Consider the following 16,219-nt stretch of genomic DNA (forward strand, 5'->3'; position numbering starts at 1 on the left):
GAGCACGCCGCCGCACAACCCGGAGGACGCCATGACGCCGCACCTGGAGCACCGTCCCGAGCCTCTGCTGCGCCGGCTCGTCGGCGCGATCCTGCGTGGGCAGCGCGAGCGTCAGGGCCGGACCCTGCGTGACGTCGCCCAGGACGCGCGGGTGTCCATCGCGTACTTGAGCGAGGTCGAGCGCGGCCGCAAGGAGGCCTCGTCGGAGGTCCTCGCCGCGGTGTGCCGGGCGCTCGGGCTGCGGCTGGTCGACCTCATCGGCACCGCGCACGCGCAGCTCGCGCTGGCCGAGGGCCGCGTCGTCGTGGACCTGACCGCACCCGCCGCCGGCGAGCGGGCCACGGCCGCGGCCGGCCGGGAGCTCGCCAGCGTCACGACGCTGGCCGCGCGCGCGGACTCGACGGTCCCGATCCGCCTGCTGCTCGCCGCCTGACGCTCGTCACCCCACCTTTCGTCCTGCTCGCCGCCTGACCCGAGTCACGCCACGCTCCGGTTGGTGCGGCCCCGACGGGCTCTGCCGCGCCCGCGTCACGCCACGTCCCGCACCTGCTTGAGCGTCGTCACCACGCGGTCCGCCAGCCCGTAGTCGACCGCCTGCTGCGCCGTGAGGATGAGGTCGCGCTCGGTGTCGGTGCGCAGCTTGGCCAGGGGCTGCCCGGTGTGGCGGTGCAGGATCTGGTCGACCTCCTCGCGCAGGCGCGCGATCTCCCGTGCCTGGATCTCCAGGTCCGCGGCCGTGCCCTCGCCGCCGCCGGAGGGCTGGTGGAGCAGGACGCGCGCGTGCTCGAGGACGTGCCGGTTGCCGGGCGTGCCCGCCGCCAGCAGCACGGCCGCGGCGGACGCGGCCTGGCCCAGGCAGAACGTCGCCACGGTGGGCTTGATGTACTGGATCGTGTCGTAGACGGCGAGCAGCGCCGTGATCGAGCCGCCCGGCGAGTTGATGTACAGGTGGATGGGCGAGTCCTGGCTCTCCGACTGCAGGTGCAGCAGCTGCGCGATGACCACGTTGGCCACGCCGTCGTCGATCTCGGTGCCCAGGAAGATGATCCGATCGGTGAGCAGCCGCGAGTAGACGTCGGACGCGCGCTCCCCCGTCGTCCGCTGCTCGATGACCACGGGGATCGTGTACTGGCCGGCCATCACAGGCCCGCCCGTCGCAGCGAGGCGTCCGGCCGGACGTCGTCGAGGTGCTCGACCACGCGGTCGATGAACCCGTACGCCAGCGCCTCCTCGGCGGTGAACCAGCGGTCGCGGTCGGCGTCGCGCTCGATCGTCTCGACGGACTGCCCGGTGTGCTCGGCGGTGAGCGACTGCATGGTGCGCTTCACGTGCGCCATGTTCTGCGCCTGGATCGCGATGTCGATCGCGGTGCCGCCGATGCCGCCCGACGGCTGGTGCATGAGCACCCGGGAGTGCCGCAGCGCGAACCGCTTGCCCGGCGTCCCCGCACTGAGCAGGAACTGGGCGGCGCTGGCGGCCAGGCCCATGGCCAGCGTGGACACGTCGTTCGGGATGAGCCGCATCGTGTCGTACATCGCGAGCGCCGCGCTCACGGAGCCGCCCGGCGAGTTGATGTAGAGCGCGATGTCGCGGCGCGGGTCCTCGGCGGAGAGCAGCAGCAGCTGCGCGCAGACGCGGTTGGCGATCGCGTCGTCGACCTCCTGGCCGAGCACCACGATGCGCTGGTGCAGCAGGCGGGTCGACAGGTCGTCGTCGAACGGGCGGACGGTGGGTGGGGCCGTGCTCATGGGTGCCTCCGTGGGTTCGCTGGTCCGTCGACCGTCACACGATGCGGGGGCCGCAGGGGCCTTGCTCTGCCGTCGGCGGATCTGCCGACGGCAGACGTCGTCGGCAGAGCTAGCCTCGACGGGTGCCTCTCGAGCTGCGGTCCGACTGCGCGCGCTGCGTCGGCCTCTGCTGCGTCGCGCTCCCGTTCGCGCCGTCGTCGGACTTCGCCTTCGACAAGGCCGCGGGCGAGCCGTGCCGGAACCTGGCGACGGACTTCGGGTGCACCATCCACGCGAGCCTGCGCGACGGCGGCATGGCCGGGTGCACGGCCTACGAGTGCTTCGGCGCCGGCCAGCACGTCACGCAGGGCACCTACGGCGGACAGAGCTGGCGCGACCACCCCGACACTCGGGACGAGATGTTCTCCGTCTTCCCCGTGGTGCGGCACCTGCACGAGCTGCTGACCTACCTCGACGAGGTGCTCGCGATGCCGGCCGCGCGTGCGGTGCACGAGGATGCCCGACGCGCGTACGACGACCTCGTGCGCCTGGCCGACGCCGATCCGGCGACCATCCTCGCGGTCGACGTCGGCGCGCAGCGCAGGACCGTCGGCCCGCTGCTGGAACGCGCCAGCGAGCTGGCCCGCGCCGGGCTGCGCGGGCGCCGGCACAGGGACGCGGACCTCGTCGGCAAGGCCTTGCGCGATGCCGACCTGCGGGGTGCCGACCTGCGCGGCGCCTCCCTGCTGGGCGCGGACCTCCGGGGTGCGGACCTCCGGCTGGCCGACCTGCTGGGTGCGGACCTGCGAGGCGCCCGGCTGCACGGCGCTGATCTCACCTCCGCATTGTTCGTCACTCCACCGCAGATCGCGTCCGCGGCGGGCGATGCGACGACCCGTCTGCCGGCGGGCCTGGAACCTCCCGCGCACTGGTGAGGCGTCGGGTGTCGAGATCCTCGACGCGGCTCCGACCACCTCACGTAGGGACGCCGGGCACCGGGCCTGCGTCACGCACACCGGAGGTACCGAGATGCCGAGCATCAGCCCGTTCCTGTGGTTCGACGACCAGGCCGAGCAGGCCGCCGAGCGCTACGTCGCGATCTTCCCGAACTCCCGCATCACCGACATCGCCCGCTACGGCGAGGGCGCGCCGCAGCCGGCCGGCACCGCCATGTCCGTGAGCTTCGTGCTCGACGGGCTCGAGGTGACCGCCCTCAACGGCGGACCGCAGTACCAGCTCACCGACGCGTTCTCGCTGCTGGTCTCGGTGCCGGACCAGCAGGAGTGCGACCGCGTCTGGGACGCCCTCACGGAAGACGGCGGCGAGCCCGGTCGGTGCGGCTGGCTCAAGGACCGCTGGGGCCTGTCGTGGCAGGTGATCCCGACCGCCCTGCCCGAGCTGCTGAGCGACCCCGACCCCGCCCGCGCGAACCGCGCGATGAACGCGATGTTCACCATGTCCAAGATCGACGTCGCGGCGCTGCAGGCGGCGGCGGACGACGTCGGCGTGCCGGTGGCGTAGCCGTCGAGAGCGGGACCGCCGTCAGCCCAGGTCCGCGACGCGCGGCACCGCGGGCGCGACGCGGTCCCGCACCCATGCCGACAGGCTCGTCGTCGGCGGGCGCAGGATGACCGTCTCGACGCCCAGCGCGGCGTACGGCCTGACGTCCTCGACGAACTGGTCGACGTCGCCCGAGAGCAGGGCGTCGCCGCCGTGCAGCAGGGTCACGCGGATCTCCGCGGGGTCACGCCCCACGTCCTCGCAGTGGCCCTTGAGGACGTCGAGCTTGTGGGTGACCTCGTCAGGCGTCGTCGCGAAGAAGTTGCACGCGTCGCCGTACTGCGCGACGAGCCGCAGGGTCTTGCGCTCCCCCGCCCCGCCGATGAGGATCTCGGGTCGCTTCAGCGGCTGCGGCGAGCACAGGGTCTGCGCCAGCTGATAGTGCTTGCCCTCGTACGGGCCGTCGTTCGTCGGGTCCCACATCTGACGGCAGATCTGCAGCGTCTCCTCGAGACGCTCGAACCGCTCGGCCAACGTCGGGTACGGCACGCCCAGCCCGAGGTGCTCCTCCTCGTACCAGGCGGCGCCGAGGCCCATGGTCGCCCGCCCGCCGCTGAGCACGTCCAGCGTCGCGCCGATCTTGGCCAGCAGTCCGGGGTACCGGTACGTCACACCCGTGACCAGCACGCCGAGCTGGACGTTCGAGGTCACGCCGGCCAGGTACCCCAGCGTGGTGTAGGCCTCCAGCATCGGGTCCTCGGCCGGGAACCCGGCGCGCACCATCTGGAAGTAGTGGTCCATGACCGAGACCCAGGCGATCCCGGCCTCGTCGGCGGCCGACGCCGTGTCGGCCAGCTCCTGACGGATCGCGGAGGGCTCGACCGAGTCGAATCGCATGAGGTGGACGCCGACGCGCACGGGGACTCCTTCGGGTGGGGTGTCCTTGCACCATGCCCCTTCGAGCACGCTCTCAGTCAAGCGGAACGCTTCAGTAGACCACCCAGTCGGACAGCACCAGCAGGACGACGTCCACCGCGGCGACCGCGATCGCGAAGGCGAACGGGAGCCGGTTGCGGCCACCGCCCAGCGCGAGCACGGTGCCCACGATCGTCAGCCCGACGGCGACGACGAGCACCCCCGCGGCCGCGGCCCGCGGCGGCCCGGCGGGCGCCAGCACGACGACGACCGTCGCAGCCACGAGCGAGACGCCMGTGCCGATGGACGTCGCGACGCCACCCACCCGGTGCGGCAGCCCTCGGACGCCGGTCGCCCGATCGTCCTGCAGGTCCGGCACCACGTTCGCGCCGTGCGCGCCGATGCCGAGCAGGGCGCCCGCGGTGATGGCCCACCACGCCGCGACGGGCGCCCCGGGCAGGGCCAGGGCGATGGCCAGCGGGAGGAACCCGAACGAGAACGCGTACGGCACCCACGACCACGGCGTGCTCTTGAGCCGCACGTTGTACGCCCACGCCGACGCGACCGTCGCCAGGTGGACCAGCCCCGCCCGCCAGCCGAGGGCGAACGACAGGACCACGCAGGCGGCCGCGGCGCCCAGGGCGGCCGTCCGCACGGTCGAGACCGCCAGGCGGCCGACCCCGACGGGCTTGTCCGGGCGGCCGACGGCGGCGTCGCGACCGGCGTCGATCCAGTCGTTCGACCAGCCGACGGAGAGCTGGCCGGCCAGGATCGCGGCGCCGACGAGCACGGTGGTCAGCGGCGGGGCGCCCGCGCCGGCAGCCATCGCGACCGCGAACACCGTCACCGCGACCGTCGGGCCGGGGTGGCAGGCAAGGGCCAGGTCGACGGCGCGGGAGCGCCGCGGATGCTCGGTCAACCGGCCCACCTCCTCGGACGGGCCATCGTCGCAGGTCGCGAAACGAGCTTCGTCGGTTGCCCTCGTCACGTGACGGACCGACCGACGCGTGACACGATGCCCGGATGGTGCGCATCGCGTCGATCGCCCCGGTCCTGCCCGCGCACGTGCACGCCCAGGCCGAGATCACGGACACGATCGCGCCCTTGCTCACGTCCGACCCGCGCCGCCGCCGCACGATCGACCGGATCCACGCCGCGACGGGCATCGAGACACGGCACCTCGCGCTCCCCCTCGAGGCCTACGCCGACCTCACCACCTTCGCCGCCGCCAACGACGCGTTCGTCCGCGAGGGCACCCCGCTCGCGGCCGAGGCCTGCCGCGCAGCGCTGGCCGCCGCCGGGCTCGAGGCGGCTGACGTCGACTTCCTGCTGTTCACGTCGATCACCGGCATCGCGACGCCGTCCGTCGACGCGCTCCTGGTCGACCGCCTCGGCCTGCGCCCCGACGTCAAGCGGCTGCCCGTGTTCGGGCTCGGGTGCGTCGCCGGCGCCGCCGGGATCGCCCGTGTGCGGGACTACCTGCACGGGCACCCGCAGGACGTGGCGCTGCTCGTGTCCGTCGAGCTGTGCTCGCTCACGCTGCAGCGCGACGACGACTCGATGGCCAACATCGTGTCGAGCGGCCTGTTCGGGGACGGCGCGGCGGCGGTCGTGATGGTGGGCGCCGACCGGGCGCGCGACGTCGAGGGCGGGGTCGACGTCGTCGGTGCGCGCAGCGCGCTGTACCCCGACACCGGCGACGCGCTCGGCTGGGACATCGGCGGCAGCGGCTTCCGCATCGTGCTGGCGGCGAGCCTCGCGGACATCGTCGAGCAGCACCTCGGGCGGGGCGTCGTGGACCTGCTCGCGGCGCACGACCTCAAGATCCCCGACGTCGACACGTGGGTGGCGCACACCGGCGGGCCGAAGATCCTGCAGGCCGCGGCGCGGGCGCTCGACCTGCCCGACGAGGCGTTCGCGGCGAGCTGGCGGTCGCTGGCCCGGGTGGGCAACCTGAGCTCGTCGGGCGTGCTGCACGTGCTGGCCGACGAGCTGGCGGCGGGCGGCCAGATCCCCGGCTCCGCCGGCGTCCTGTTCGCCATCGGCCCCGGCGTGTGCACCGAGACCGTCCTGCTGCGCTGGCCCGAGGAGCCGTAGGTGATCGGTTACGACTGGCTGATCGTCGTCGTCGCGCTCGAGCGCCTGGCCGAGCTGGTGGTGTCCCAACGGCACGTGACCTGGGCGTTCGCCCACGGTGGCATCGAGACCGGCAAGCGCCACTACCCGCCGATGGTCGCCCTGCACACCGGCCTGCTGGTCGCGTGCGTGGTCGAGGTGCACGTGGCCGACCGGCCGTTCCTGCCCGTGCTCGGGTGGACGGCGCTGGCGTTCGTCGTCGCCGCGAACGCCCTGCGCTGGTGGTGCATCGCGACCCTCGGCAACCAGTGGAGCACCCGCGTCATCGTGGTTCCCGGCGTGGCGCTGGTGCGGCGCGGTCCGTACCGCTGGCTCAGCCACCCGAACTACGTCGCCGTGGCGGTCGAGGGCGCGGCCCTCCCGCTGGTGCACACGGCCTGGGTCACCGCCCTGGCATTCACGGTGCTCAACGCGGTGCTGCTGCTCGGCTTCCGCATCCCCACGGAGGAGCGCGCCCTGCGCTCGGTCAGCCCGGCCACCGCGGCGGCGCCGTGACACCCGACGCCGACCTGCTGATCATCGGCGGTGGGCCTGTCGGGCTCGCGGCCGCCATCGAGGGGAGGCTGGCGGGGCTGTCGGTCATCGTCGTCGAGCCCCGCGCGACACCCGTGGACAAGGCCTGCGGCGAGGGCCTGATGCCCGGCGCCGTCGCCGCGCTCGCGCGCCTCGGCGTGCGTCCGCAGGGCCACCCGCTCAGCGGCATCCGCTACCTGCGCGGTCCCCGCGTGGCGGACCACCTCTTCGCGACGAGCCCCGGGCTCGGTGCGCGGCGGACGGTCCTGCACGCCGCGCTCGCCGAGCGTGCCGCCGAGCTGGGCGTCGTCGTCGTGCCCGGCCGCGGCGGAGCCGTGGAGCAGGACGCGGACGCCGTCGTGTGCGCGGGCATCCGCGGACGCTGGCTGCTCGGCTGCGACGGTCTGCACTCGACCGTCCGCCGCCAGGTGGGGCTGGCGGTGGAACGGGACGGGACCGGTCGCCGCTTCGGTGTCCGTCGGCACTTCCGGATCGAGCCGTGGACCGATCTGGTCGAGGTGCACTGGGGGCACTCCGTCGAGGCGTACGTGACACCGGTCGCCGACGACGTCGTCGGCGTGGCCCTCCTCGGGCCGGCGCACCAGGACTACGAGCGCACTCTCGACTCGTTCGAGGCCCTGCGCCGCAACCTGGGCGACGCCGAGACGCTGGGCCCCGCTCGCGGAGCCGGCCCGCTGCACCAGCGGACCCGGCGGCGCACGGCCGGCCGGGTCCGCCTGGTCGGCGATGCGTCCGGGTACGTCGACGCCCTGACCGGCGAGGGCGTGCGCGTCGGGCTGGCGCAGGCGCGCACCGCGATCGCGACCCTGGACGACGACGTGACCCGCTCCAACGCCGCGTACGAGAAGGCGTGGACCGCGGCGACCCGCGACTACCGGTTGCTCACCAGCGGCCTGCTCATGGCCGCGCGTTCACCCCTGCGCCGCGGGATCGTGCCCCTGGCCGCCACGGCTCCGCGCGTCTACGGCGCGGTGGTGGAGCGCCTCGCGCGCTGACCTGGCTACCAGGGCACGACGCCCGACCGGTCGGTGAACGTGCCGGTGGCCGCGCCGGGCTCGATCGTGGCGGCCGCGACGACTGCGTCGGTGCCCTCCTGCACGGTCTGCGTGCCGCGGAACCCGTTGAGCGCGGTGCCGGTGTAGCCCGGGTCGACGGCGTTGACCTGGTAGCCGGCCAACGACTTGGCGTACTGCGAGGTGATCATGTTGAGCGCGGTCTTCGACGACGGGTAGACGAGCCCGTGCAGGGTGGACTCGAACCGGTCCGGGTCGGTGGTGACGCCCAGCGACCCCATGCCGCTGGACACCATGACGACCCGCGGCTGCGCGGACCGGTCGAGCAGCGGCAGGAACGCGTGCGTCGTGCGGACCGGTCCGAGCACGTTGACGCCGTAGACGCGCAGGAAGTCGGCCGCGGCGGTCTCGCGCGGCGCGAGCATCCCGCCGCTGATCCCGGCGTTGTTCACGAGCACGTCGAGCCGGCCGCTGTGCTCGTCGATCATGCGAGCGGCGGCGTCGACCGACGCGTCGTCGGTGACGTCGAGCTGGACGGCGCGGACGTCGCCGTCGATCTCGTCGGCGAGCCGCGTGCCCACGGCGACGTCCCGCGCGCCGAGCCAGACGGTCCAGCCGAGCGCCGCGAGCCTGCGGACGGTCTGCGTGCCGAGTCCTTGGGTGGCCCCCGTGACGAGGGCGATGGTGGTGGTCATGGGTCCACCGTCGCCCCGGCCAAGGCCCCCATCCAGTGCCGGCGGACCCTAGGACCGGCGGTACCCGGCTGCGGCCCGACTGCAGCCCGCCGTCGGCCCTGACCGTGGGGCATCCTGGGCCGATGGACCGCTCCGAGCTCGCTCAGGTGCTCAAGCGCGCCAGGACCGCGCTCTCGCCGCAGGACGTGGGGCTCCCCGCGGGCTCCCGTCGACGGGTGTCCGGTCTGCGGCGCGAGGAGGTCGCGCAGCTGGCGGGTGTGAGCGTCGACTACGTCGTGCGGCTGGAGCAGGGCCGCGGACCGCACCCGTCGCCGCAGGTCCTCGCGGCCCTTGCCCGGGCGCTGCGGATGGACGACGACGCCCGCGCGGAGCTGTTCCACCTGGCCGGCAACGCGCCGCCGGTGCCCGGCCGGATCGACGAGCACGTGCGCCCGAGCGTGCAGCGGCTCCTGGACCGGCTGGACGACCTCCCGACCATGGTGCTCAGCGCGCGCGGCGACATCCTCGCGTGGAACGCGATGGCCTCGGCGCTGCTCGGGGACTGGTCGCTGGTCCCTCGTCGCCAGCGCAACATCGTCTGGCTGCGGTTCCTGGGCACGCCCGACCCGAGACGGAGCCGGGTGGCGATGGGCGACGAGGAGCGCGCCGCCACCGAAGTCCAGTCGGTGGCCACCCTGCGGGCCACCGCCGCCCGCTACCCGCGTGACCCGTCCGTGCGCGACCTGGTCAGCGAGCTGCGCCGCGGCAGCCCCCGCTTCGACGAGCTGTGGCGAGCCGGCGGATCGTCGACGTCCTGGCCGTTCCACGGCAAGACGATCGACCACCCGAGCCTCGGGCTGATCAGCCTCGACTGCGACTCCCTGCACGTGCCGGACACCGACCAGACCGTGATCGTCTACTCAGCCGAGCCGGGCACGCCCGACGCGGAGGCGCTCGCGCTGCTGCGCGTCGTCGGCACCCAGTCGATGAGCACGGCCGGCTGACTCAGACCCCGAACGCCGCCGGCCCCTCCGGTGCCAGCGCCTTGGCGATCCGCGCGTGCATCTCCGCCGACATTGGCGGCAGCGCGTCGGGCGCGAACCAGGCCGCGTCGGTGTTCTCGCCATCCGCCGGGAACGGCTCGCCCGAGACGTAGCGGAAGCGGAACGTGTGGTCGAGGTACTGCGCGCGGTCGCCGTTCTCGTAGACCATCGGCGGTAGCACGTGCACCCAGACCAAGCGCTCCGGGACAGCGACCACCGACGCCTCCTCGACCACCTCGCGGGCGCCGGCGTCCGACGGCTCCTCCCCCGGGTCGATGATTCCGGTGACCGGGGTCCACTCGCCGTTGTCCGCCCGGCGCACCAGCAGCAGGTGGCCGTCGTCCCGCACGACGACGGCGGTGACGCCGGGCAGCCAGAGGAGGTCGTGACCGACGGCGGCGCGCAGCGCGAGGACGTACTCGGGGATGGACACGCGGTGATCGTACGAGCACCGTTCGGCCGCACGCTCAGGGGAGGGGACAATGGGCGCGTCGCCGACCGAGAAGGATCTCTGCCGTGAACCAGCCACGCATGAACGTCGAGTCGTTCAACCTCGACCACCGGACCGTCGCCGCGCCGTACGTGCGCCTAGCCGACACCAAGCACCTGCCCGCCGGGGACGTGATCCAGAAGTACGACGTCCGCTTCACGCAGCCGAACGTCGCGCACCTCGAGATGCCGACCGTCCACTCGCTCGAGCACCTGTTCGCGGAGCACTCCCGCAACCACTCGGACAGCGTCATCGACTTCTCGCCCATGGGCTGCCAGACCGGCTTCTACCTGATCCTGCAGGGCGAGTGGGACTACGACGACGTGCTCGGCCTGGTCGAGGACACCCTCACGGACATCACGACCGCGACCGAGGTCCCCGCCGCGAACGAGGTGCAGTGCGGCTGGGGCGCCAACCACACCCTCGCGGGCGCGCAGGACGCCGCGAAGACGTTCCTGGGCGCCCGGGCGGAGTGGAGCCAGGTCTCCGCATGATCGCCGTCGACGCGGTCATCGTCACCGCGATGCCCGACGAGTCCGCCGCGTTCCTGAGCCGCGCGGACGTCGTCGGCGACCCGACGGCGATGGGCCACGCCGAGCACCGGCTGCTGACGATCTGCGGTCGCCAGGTGCTGCTCGTGCAGTGCGGCATCGGCCTGGTGAACTCCGCGACCGCCGCGGCCGTCGCCATCCAGGGCACGCACCCGCGCGCGGTCATCAGCGCCGGCAGCGCGGGCGGCGTGGGCCTCGACGTGCGGGTGGGCGACGTGGTCGTCGGCTCCGAGTACGTGTACTCCGGCGCCGACGCCCGGGCCTTCGGCTACGAGCTGGGCCAGGTGCCGGGCATGCCCKAGGTGTACGAGGCCGAGCAGATCCTGCACGACGCCGCCGCGACCGCGAGCGTCGACCTGCGCATCCTGTCCGGCACGGTGCTCTCCGGGGACGCGTTCATCGACGCCAGCCGGATCGACCGGATCCGGGCGTCGTTCCMGTCCGCGCTGGCCACGGACATGGAGTCCGCCGCCCTGGCCCACACAGCCCACCTGTACGGGGTGCCGTTCCTCTCGGTCCGGGGGATCTCGGACCTGTGCGGTCCGGTGGCGGGCTCGGACTTCCTCCTGCACGTGGACGACGCCGCGGACCGGTCCGCCGCCGTCGTCATCGAGGTCTTGCGACGGCTGGCCGTCGGGGACATGGCCCACGCCCGCTGACCGTCAGAACTCACAAGGAAGTGACCCGATGACCGTGAACCACCCTGTCCGCGTGCACCCGAGCGCGGACCGCCTGGCGCGTGCCGACCAGCTGGCCTGGGCCATCGCGCAGGTCGCCGCCGACCCCGTCGAGGTGCCCGACGAGGTGGTCGACATGATCATCAACCGGGTCATCGACAACGCGGCGGTCACGGTCGCCTCGCTCACGCGGACTCCTCCGTCGGCGGCCCGCGCGCAGGCCCTCGCGCACCCGTACGTCGGGCCCCGTCGGGGGTCGACGGTCTCCGGCGTCCCGCCGCAGACCCGCGTCAGCCCTGAGTGGGCGGCGTGGGCCAACGGCGTCGCCGTCCGCGAGCTCGACTACCACGACACGTTCCTCGCGGCCGACTACTCCCACCCGGGCGACAACATCCCGCCGCTCGTCGCGGTGGCCCAGCACACCGGCCGTGACGGCGCCGCGCTGGTGCGCGCGATCGCCACCGGCTACGAGATCCAGGTCGACCTGGTCCGGGCGATCAGCCTGCACGCGCACAAGATCGACCACGTCGCGCACCTGGGCCCGTCGGTCGCGGCCGGGCTGGGCACACTGCTCGACCTGTCGCCCGAGGTGATCTTCCACGCGGTCGGCCAGGCACTGCACACGACGACGGCCACGCGGCAGTCCCGCAAGGGCGAGATCTCGAGCTGGAAGGCCTACGCCCCGGCGTTCGCGGGCAAGGTCGCCATCGAGGCCGTGGACCGGGCGATGCGCGGCGAGACGTCGCCGACGCCGATCTACGAGGGCGAGGACGGCGTCATCGCCTGGATGCTGGACGGCCCCGACGCCGCGTACGACGTCCCGCTGCCCGCGCCCGGCGAGGCCAAGACGGCGATCCTCGACACGTACACCAAGGAGCACTCGGCCGAGTACCAGTCGCAGGCGCTCATCGACCTGGCCCGCCGCCTGCACGGCGAGCGTCCCGACCTCACGGACCCGGAAAACGTGGCGTCGATCGTCATCCACACGTCGCACCACACGCACTACGTCATCGGCTCGGGCGCGCGCGACCCGCAGAAGTACGACCCGACGGCCTCGCGCGAGACGCTCGACCACTCGATCCCGTACATCTTCACGGTCGCGCTGCAGGACGGCGCCTGGCACCACGTGGACTCGTACGCGCCGTCCCGCGCGGGCCGCGCCGACACCATCGCCCTGTGGCTCAAGGTCACGACGACCGAGGACCCGTCGTGGACCGCCCGGTACCACTCGACGGACCCGGCCGAGAAGGCGTTCGGCGGCCGCGTCGTCATCACGACGACGACCGGCGAGGTGGTCGAGGCCGAGATCGCCGTGGCCGACGCGCACCCGCTGGGCGCCCGGCCGTTCGCCCGCGCGCAGTACGTGGCCAAGTTCCGCACGCTCGCCGAGGGCGTGCTGGACGGGGCGGAGATCGAGCGGTTCCTCGACGTCGCCCAGCGCCTGCCGTCCCTCACCGCCGAGGAGCTCGCCGGCCTCACGGTCGTCGCCCCCGCCGGCCTGCTGGACACCGTGAGCACCCCGGAAGGACTCTTCTGATGCTGTACGCCACCACCACCGCGGCCGACAAGCGCGCCGCGCTGCGCGAGCGCCTCGCCTCCGGCCGGCTGCTCCAGCTGCCCGGCGCCTTCAACCCGCTGTCGGCCCGGCTCATCGAGGCCAAGGGCTTCGACGGCGTGTACATCTCCGGCGCCGTGCTGTCGGCCGACCTCGGCCTGCCGGACATCGGGCTCACTACCGCCACGGAGGTGACCCTGCGCGCGGGCCAGATCGCGCGGATGACGGGGCTGCCGGCGATCGTCGACGCCGACACCGGCTTCGGCGAGCCCATGAACGTCGCCCGGACCGTCCAGGGTCTCGAGGACGCCGGGCTGGCCGGCTGCCACATCGAGGACCAGGTCAACCCCAAGCGCTGCGGCCACCTGGACGGCAAGTCCGTGGTCGACGACGACACCGCGCTCCAGCGCATCCGGGCCGCCGTCGACGGCCGGCGCGACCCGAGCTTCCTCGTCATCGCGCGCACCGACATCCGCGCGGTCGACGGCCTGGCCGCCACCATCGACCGGGCCAAGGCGCTGGTCGACGCGGGCGCGGACGCGATCTTCCCCGAGGCGTTGACGGGTGCCGACGAGTTCGCCGCGGTGCGCGCCGCCGTCGACGTGCCGCTGCTGGCCAACATGACGGAGTTCGGCAAGGGCGAGCTGCTCACGGCGCGCCAGCTCGAGGACCTCGGCATCAACATCGTCATCTACCCGGTCACGCTGCTGCGCCTGGCCATGGGCGCCGCGATGGCCGGCCTCGACACCATCCGCGCCGAGGGCACGCAGGCCGGCCTGTTGGACCGGATGCAGACCCGCGCGGAGCTCTACCAGCTGCTCGACTACGAGTCCTACAACCACTTCGACGCGGACGTGTTCAACTTCCGCCTCTGACTCTGCATGCGCGACCGACCCCGGGTGGCAGTGCACCCGGCGGATGAGGGCATGATGCTCCTGATCCACTGACCATCACCGACGATGGAGGCACTGCATGACCGAGTCCGACGTCCAGATCCACAAGGGCCTGGCAGGGGTGGTCGTCGACACCACCGAGATCAGCTCCGTGGACGCCGCCAGCAACTCGCTGCTGTACCGCGGCTACCCGGTCCAGCAGCTGGCGGCCTCGCGCTCGTTCGAGGAGGTCGCGTACCTGCTCTGGCACGGCGAGCTGCCCACCGAGGACCAGCTGGCGGCTCTGCAGGGCGCCGAGCGGTTGCAGCGCGGGCTCGACGACGCTGTCGTCGCCGCGATCCGGGCGCTGCCGCTCACCTGCCACCCGATGGACGTCGTCCGCACGGCGGTCAGCGTGCTCGGCGCGCACGACCCGACCGCGGAGGACTCGTCGCCCGAGGCCAACCTGGCCAAGTCGGTGCGCCTGTTCGCGCAGCTGCCGGGGATCGTCGCGCTCGACCAGCGCCGGCGGCGCGGCGAGGAGCCGATCGAGCCCCGCCAGGACCTCGGGTTCGCGGAGAACTTCCTCTGGGTGACGTTCGGTGAGCTGCCCGACCCCGTCGTGGTCCACGCGTTCGAGGTGTCGATGGTGCTCTACGCGGAGCACTCGTTCAACGCGTCGACGTTCACCGCGCGCGTCATCGCCTCCACGCTCTCGGACCTGCACTCGGCGGTGACCGGGGCCATCGGCGCGCTCAAGGGGCCGCTGCACGGCGGGGCCAACGAAGCGGTCATGCACACCTTCGAGGAGATCGGTACGGCCGACCGCGCCGCGGCCTGGCTCGACGACGCCCTGGCGAGCAAGCGCAAGATCATGGGCTTCGGCCACCGCGTCTACAAGCACGGCGACTCGCGGGTGCCCACCATGCACGAGTCGCTGGTGACCCTGAGCGAGCACTACGACCGGCCGGACCTGCTGAACCTGTACGACGCCCTCGAGTCGGCCATGACCGAGCGCAAGAACATCCTGCCCAACCTCGACTACCCGACCGGCCCCGCGTACCACCTCATGGGGTTCGACACCCCGACGTTCACGCCGCTGTTCGTCGCGAGCCGGATCACGGGCTGGACCGCGCACATCATGGAGCAGCTCGGAGCGAACTCGCTGATCCGGCCCCTCAGCCAGTACGTGGGTGAGGCCCGACGGGACGTGCCGACCGCCTGAGCTGGCCCGTCAGGTGCCCGCGCCGCGCCCACCACGGACAACGAGAGCGCCGGCGTGCCGACGTGGACGGTGCGGCGGATCGGGGAGCGCCCCCTGGTGCAGGCAGCGGGTCTGTCGGCGCTCCGTGCGGACGCAGCGCGGCCGGTGGCCCGTCAGGCCGAGGCGATCGGCCGCCCCACCGTCAGCGCGTCCCGCATGGGTCCGTCCAGCGCCGAGTACGCCGCATCCGGCTCCGCGCCCACCGCCTCGAGCACCGTGCTGAAAAACCCCCGTGCCGCGGCGGCGAGGACCACGTCGAGGACGTCGTCGTCGGTGAACCCGAGCCCGCGCAGCTCGTCCAGGTCGCCCGGCCGCAGGTCCGCGGCCCCCGCGGCGACCTTGTCGGCGAGCCGGGCGACGGCGTGGTCGACCTCGGTCAGCTCGGCGGCGTCCTCACCCTGCGCGAGCGCGCGCACCGCGTCCGGGCTCAGGTGCGAGCGCGCGAGGACGCCGCCGTGCGCGAGCGCGCAGTAGCTGGACCGCAACCGCAGCGCGGCGGCGGTCGTCGCGACCTCGTAGCGTCGGGCGTCCATCCCCTTGATGGCCCCGTTCAGCCCCTGCCACCCGCGCAGGACCGCGGGCCGGCGGGCGAACACCCGGGTGTAGTTGGCGACGTACCCCAGCGTCGCCCGGTCCCTGTCGAACGCCGCGGCGACCTCGCCCGTGGGGTCCTCGTCCTCGCTCGCCTCGCGGATCCAGCTCATGAGCCCTCCCGGTGCATCACCTTCGATCATCGCGCCGGGACGTCGTGCACGTCGAGGACGATCGTGCCCGCCAGCAGGTCCGCCACCGTGCGCCCGTCGCCGCGGCCCGCCTGGACCGCCAGGCCGATCAGGCACGCGTAGGACGAGCCCAGCAGCAGCGCCGCCGCCAGGTTCTGCTCGCCACGGGCCGACCAGACTCCCTGGTGGGCCAGCTCCCAGGGCAGCGTCGTGGTGACCGCCCGGCGCAGCACCGCGGCGCCGACGCTGAGGTCGCCGCCGCCCACGGGCGCCGTCGCCAGGCCGAGGGCGCGCATGCCCGGGGTGCCGCCGTGGGCATCGGCAAACCCGAGGACCAGGGCGGCCGGGATGGTCACCAGCACGGGGACCATCAGCCGCGGCCGCCGGGCGATGAGGATCGGTGGTGCGGTACCCCGCCGGGTCGCGAGGGCGTTGACGGCGGCCACCGCCGCCAGCGGGACGGCGACCGCTGCGCCGTCGATGAGCGCCGCGACCACGCGGCGTCCTGCGTGCCGGAACCCGGGCATGCCACCTCCGTGCGTCTGC

20 protein-coding genes are annotated in these 16,219 nt (G+C 73.4%); 12 read left to right on the forward strand and 8 right to left on the reverse strand.

The window, feature by feature from the left end; genetic code table 11:
- The first annotated feature begins 31 nt into the window (after nucleotides 1-31).
- Nucleotides 32-433, forward strand: coding sequence for a helix-turn-helix domain-containing protein (locus AC1DYZ_RS11040; RefSeq protein ID WP_477065235.1), 402 nt, complete (start codon nucleotides 32-34; stop codon nucleotides 431-433).
- A gap of 95 nt (nucleotides 434-528) precedes the next feature.
- On the opposite strand, the gene AC1DYZ_RS11045 is transcribed toward AC1DYZ_RS11040, so the two are convergent.
- Together AC1DYZ_RS11045 and AC1DYZ_RS11050 are read right to left on the reverse strand one after the other, a co-directional pair.
- On the reverse strand, nucleotides 529-1,140 hold the full coding sequence (locus tag AC1DYZ_RS11045) for a ClpP family protease (RefSeq protein WP_477065236.1): 612 nt from the start codon (nucleotides 1,138-1,140) through the stop codon (nucleotides 529-531).
- On the reverse strand, nucleotides 1,140-1,748 hold the full coding sequence (locus AC1DYZ_RS11050) for a ClpP family protease (protein WP_456825882.1): 609 nt from the start codon (nucleotides 1,746-1,748) through the stop codon (nucleotides 1,140-1,142). The genes AC1DYZ_RS11045 and AC1DYZ_RS11050 overlap by 1 nt, the downstream gene beginning before the upstream one ends.
- Before the next feature lie 122 nt (nucleotides 1,749-1,870).
- Between AC1DYZ_RS11050 and AC1DYZ_RS11055 the strand changes: the two genes are divergently transcribed.
- Both AC1DYZ_RS11055 and AC1DYZ_RS11060 read left to right on the forward strand, forming a co-directional pair.
- The gene (locus tag AC1DYZ_RS11055; protein ID WP_477065237.1) at nucleotides 1,871-2,662 is read left to right on the forward strand and encodes a pentapeptide repeat-containing protein; all 792 of its coding nucleotides are present in this window, start codon (nucleotides 1,871-1,873) and stop codon (nucleotides 2,660-2,662) included.
- Between the two features lie 94 nt (nucleotides 2,663-2,756).
- A complete protein-coding gene (locus AC1DYZ_RS11060; protein WP_477065238.1) occupies nucleotides 2,757-3,248 on the forward strand; it encodes a VOC family protein in 492 nt (163 codons plus the stop codon).
- A 21-nt stretch (nucleotides 3,249-3,269) separates the two neighbouring features.
- Here the strand turns inward: AC1DYZ_RS11060 and AC1DYZ_RS11065 are convergent, their stop codons facing one another.
- Nucleotides 3,270-4,145 carry an LLM class F420-dependent oxidoreductase gene (locus tag AC1DYZ_RS11065; RefSeq protein WP_477065239.1) on the reverse strand — a complete coding sequence of 292 codons (876 nt, stop codon included), beginning with the start codon at nucleotides 4,143-4,145 and terminating at the stop codon, nucleotides 3,270-3,272.
- A 70-nt stretch (nucleotides 4,146-4,215) separates the two neighbouring features.
- Nucleotides 4,216-5,061, reverse strand: a complete 846-nt coding sequence (locus AC1DYZ_RS11070) for a UbiA family prenyltransferase (RefSeq protein WP_477065240.1) — start codon at nucleotides 5,059-5,061, stop codon at nucleotides 4,216-4,218.
- 104 nt (nucleotides 5,062-5,165) lie between these two features.
- Between AC1DYZ_RS11070 and AC1DYZ_RS11075 the strand changes: the two genes are divergently transcribed.
- Genes AC1DYZ_RS11075 through AC1DYZ_RS11085 form a run of 3 tightly spaced genes read left to right on the forward strand, consistent with a single transcriptional unit; the run spans nucleotide 5,166 to nucleotide 7,807 of the window.
- A complete protein-coding gene (locus tag AC1DYZ_RS11075) occupies nucleotides 5,166-6,239 on the forward strand; it encodes a type III polyketide synthase (RefSeq protein WP_477065241.1) in 1,074 nt (357 codons plus the stop codon).
- On the forward strand, nucleotides 6,240-6,773 hold the full coding sequence (locus AC1DYZ_RS11080) for an isoprenylcysteine carboxyl methyltransferase family protein (protein ID WP_477065242.1): 534 nt from the start codon (nucleotides 6,240-6,242) through the stop codon (nucleotides 6,771-6,773).
- Entirely contained in the window at nucleotides 6,770-7,807 is a 1,038-nt protein-coding gene (locus AC1DYZ_RS11085) for an NAD(P)/FAD-dependent oxidoreductase (RefSeq protein WP_477065243.1), read from the forward strand. Before AC1DYZ_RS11080 ends, AC1DYZ_RS11085 begins: the two co-directional genes overlap by 4 nt.
- A 5-nt stretch (nucleotides 7,808-7,812) precedes the next feature.
- Here the strand turns inward: AC1DYZ_RS11085 and AC1DYZ_RS11090 are convergent, their stop codons facing one another.
- Nucleotides 7,813-8,520, reverse strand: a complete 708-nt coding sequence (locus tag AC1DYZ_RS11090; protein WP_477065244.1) for an SDR family NAD(P)-dependent oxidoreductase — start codon at nucleotides 8,518-8,520, stop codon at nucleotides 7,813-7,815.
- Between the two features lie 122 nt (nucleotides 8,521-8,642).
- Here AC1DYZ_RS11090 and AC1DYZ_RS11095 point away from each other — a divergent pair, with 122 nt between their 5' ends.
- Nucleotides 8,643-9,503, forward strand: coding sequence for a helix-turn-helix transcriptional regulator (locus AC1DYZ_RS11095; protein WP_477065245.1), 861 nt, complete (start codon nucleotides 8,643-8,645; stop codon nucleotides 9,501-9,503).
- 1 nt (nucleotide 9,504) lies between these two features.
- Here AC1DYZ_RS11095 and AC1DYZ_RS11100 read toward each other — a convergent pair whose 3' ends face one another.
- Nucleotides 9,505-9,975 carry an NUDIX hydrolase gene (locus AC1DYZ_RS11100; protein ID WP_456825872.1) on the reverse strand — a complete coding sequence of 157 codons (471 nt, stop codon included), beginning with the start codon at nucleotides 9,973-9,975 and terminating at the stop codon, nucleotides 9,505-9,507.
- Between the two features lie 98 nt (nucleotides 9,976-10,073).
- Here AC1DYZ_RS11100 and AC1DYZ_RS11105 point away from each other — a divergent pair, with 98 nt between their 5' ends.
- From AC1DYZ_RS11105 to AC1DYZ_RS11125, 5 genes are all read left to right on the forward strand, one after another.
- Nucleotides 10,074-10,526 carry an S-ribosylhomocysteine lyase gene (locus AC1DYZ_RS11105; RefSeq protein WP_477065331.1) on the forward strand — a complete coding sequence of 151 codons (453 nt, stop codon included), beginning with the start codon at nucleotides 10,074-10,076 and terminating at the stop codon, nucleotides 10,524-10,526.
- A complete protein-coding gene (mtnN, locus tag AC1DYZ_RS11110; RefSeq protein WP_477065246.1) occupies nucleotides 10,523-11,242 on the forward strand; it encodes a 5'-methylthioadenosine/S-adenosylhomocysteine nucleosidase in 720 nt (239 codons plus the stop codon). The genes AC1DYZ_RS11105 and mtnN overlap by 4 nt, the downstream gene beginning before the upstream one ends.
- A gap of 28 nt (nucleotides 11,243-11,270) precedes the next feature.
- Complete coding sequence (locus AC1DYZ_RS11115; protein WP_477065247.1) at nucleotides 11,271-12,797, forward strand: MmgE/PrpD family protein; 1,527 nt, start codon at nucleotides 11,271-11,273, stop codon at nucleotides 12,795-12,797.
- A complete protein-coding gene (gene prpB, locus AC1DYZ_RS11120) occupies nucleotides 12,797-13,690 on the forward strand; it encodes a methylisocitrate lyase (RefSeq protein WP_477065248.1) in 894 nt (297 codons plus the stop codon). Before AC1DYZ_RS11115 ends, prpB begins: the two co-directional genes overlap by 1 nt.
- A gap of 97 nt (nucleotides 13,691-13,787) precedes the next feature.
- The gene (locus AC1DYZ_RS11125; RefSeq protein WP_477065249.1) at nucleotides 13,788-14,912 is read left to right on the forward strand and encodes a bifunctional 2-methylcitrate synthase/citrate synthase; all 1,125 of its coding nucleotides are present in this window, start codon (nucleotides 13,788-13,790) and stop codon (nucleotides 14,910-14,912) included.
- 152 nt (nucleotides 14,913-15,064) lie between these two features.
- Here the strand turns inward: AC1DYZ_RS11125 and AC1DYZ_RS11130 are convergent, their stop codons facing one another.
- On the reverse strand, nucleotides 15,065-15,655 hold the full coding sequence (locus AC1DYZ_RS11130; RefSeq protein WP_477065250.1) for a carboxymuconolactone decarboxylase family protein: 591 nt from the start codon (nucleotides 15,653-15,655) through the stop codon (nucleotides 15,065-15,067).
- 26 nt (nucleotides 15,656-15,681) lie between these two features.
- Nucleotides 15,682-16,200, reverse strand: a complete 519-nt coding sequence (locus tag AC1DYZ_RS11135; RefSeq protein ID WP_477065251.1) for an RDD family protein — start codon at nucleotides 16,198-16,200, stop codon at nucleotides 15,682-15,684.
- Nucleotides 16,201-16,219 lie beyond the last annotated feature (19 nt).

It is taken from the genome of Cellulomonas sp. P1_C4, assembly GCF_056406355.1.

Coding starts and splice junctions, on each gene's coding strand:
- AC1DYZ_RS11040 (WP_477065235.1), top strand. CDS start 32: ATGACGCCGCACCTGGAGCACCGTCCCGAGCCTCTGCTGCGCCGGCTC.
- AC1DYZ_RS11045 (WP_477065236.1), bottom strand. CDS start 1,140: ATGGCCGGCCAGTACACGATCCCCGTGGTCATCGAGCAGCGGACGACG.
- AC1DYZ_RS11050 (WP_456825882.1), bottom strand. CDS start 1,748: ATGAGCACGGCCCCACCCACCGTCCGCCCGTTCGACGACGACCTGTCG.
- AC1DYZ_RS11060 (WP_477065238.1), top strand. CDS start 2,757: ATGCCGAGCATCAGCCCGTTCCTGTGGTTCGACGACCAGGCCGAGCAG.
- AC1DYZ_RS11075 (WP_477065241.1), top strand. CDS start 5,166: ATGGTGCGCATCGCGTCGATCGCCCCGGTCCTGCCCGCGCACGTGCAC.
- AC1DYZ_RS11090 (WP_477065244.1), bottom strand. CDS start 8,520: ATGACCACCACCATCGCCCTCGTCACGGGGGCCACCCAAGGACTCGGC.
- AC1DYZ_RS11095 (WP_477065245.1), top strand. CDS start 8,643: ATGGACCGCTCCGAGCTCGCTCAGGTGCTCAAGCGCGCCAGGACCGCG.
- AC1DYZ_RS11105 (WP_477065331.1), top strand. CDS start 10,074: ATGAACGTCGAGTCGTTCAACCTCGACCACCGGACCGTCGCCGCGCCG.
- AC1DYZ_RS11115 (WP_477065247.1), top strand. CDS start 11,271: ATGACCGTGAACCACCCTGTCCGCGTGCACCCGAGCGCGGACCGCCTG.
- prpB (WP_477065248.1), top strand. CDS start 12,797: ATGCTGTACGCCACCACCACCGCGGCCGACAAGCGCGCCGCGCTGCGC.
- AC1DYZ_RS11125 (WP_477065249.1), top strand. CDS start 13,788: ATGACCGAGTCCGACGTCCAGATCCACAAGGGCCTGGCAGGGGTGGTC.
- AC1DYZ_RS11130 (WP_477065250.1), bottom strand. CDS start 15,655: ATGAGCTGGATCCGCGAGGCGAGCGAGGACGAGGACCCCACGGGCGAG.
- AC1DYZ_RS11135 (WP_477065251.1), bottom strand. CDS start 16,200: ATGCCCGGGTTCCGGCACGCAGGACGCCGCGTGGTCGCGGCGCTCATC.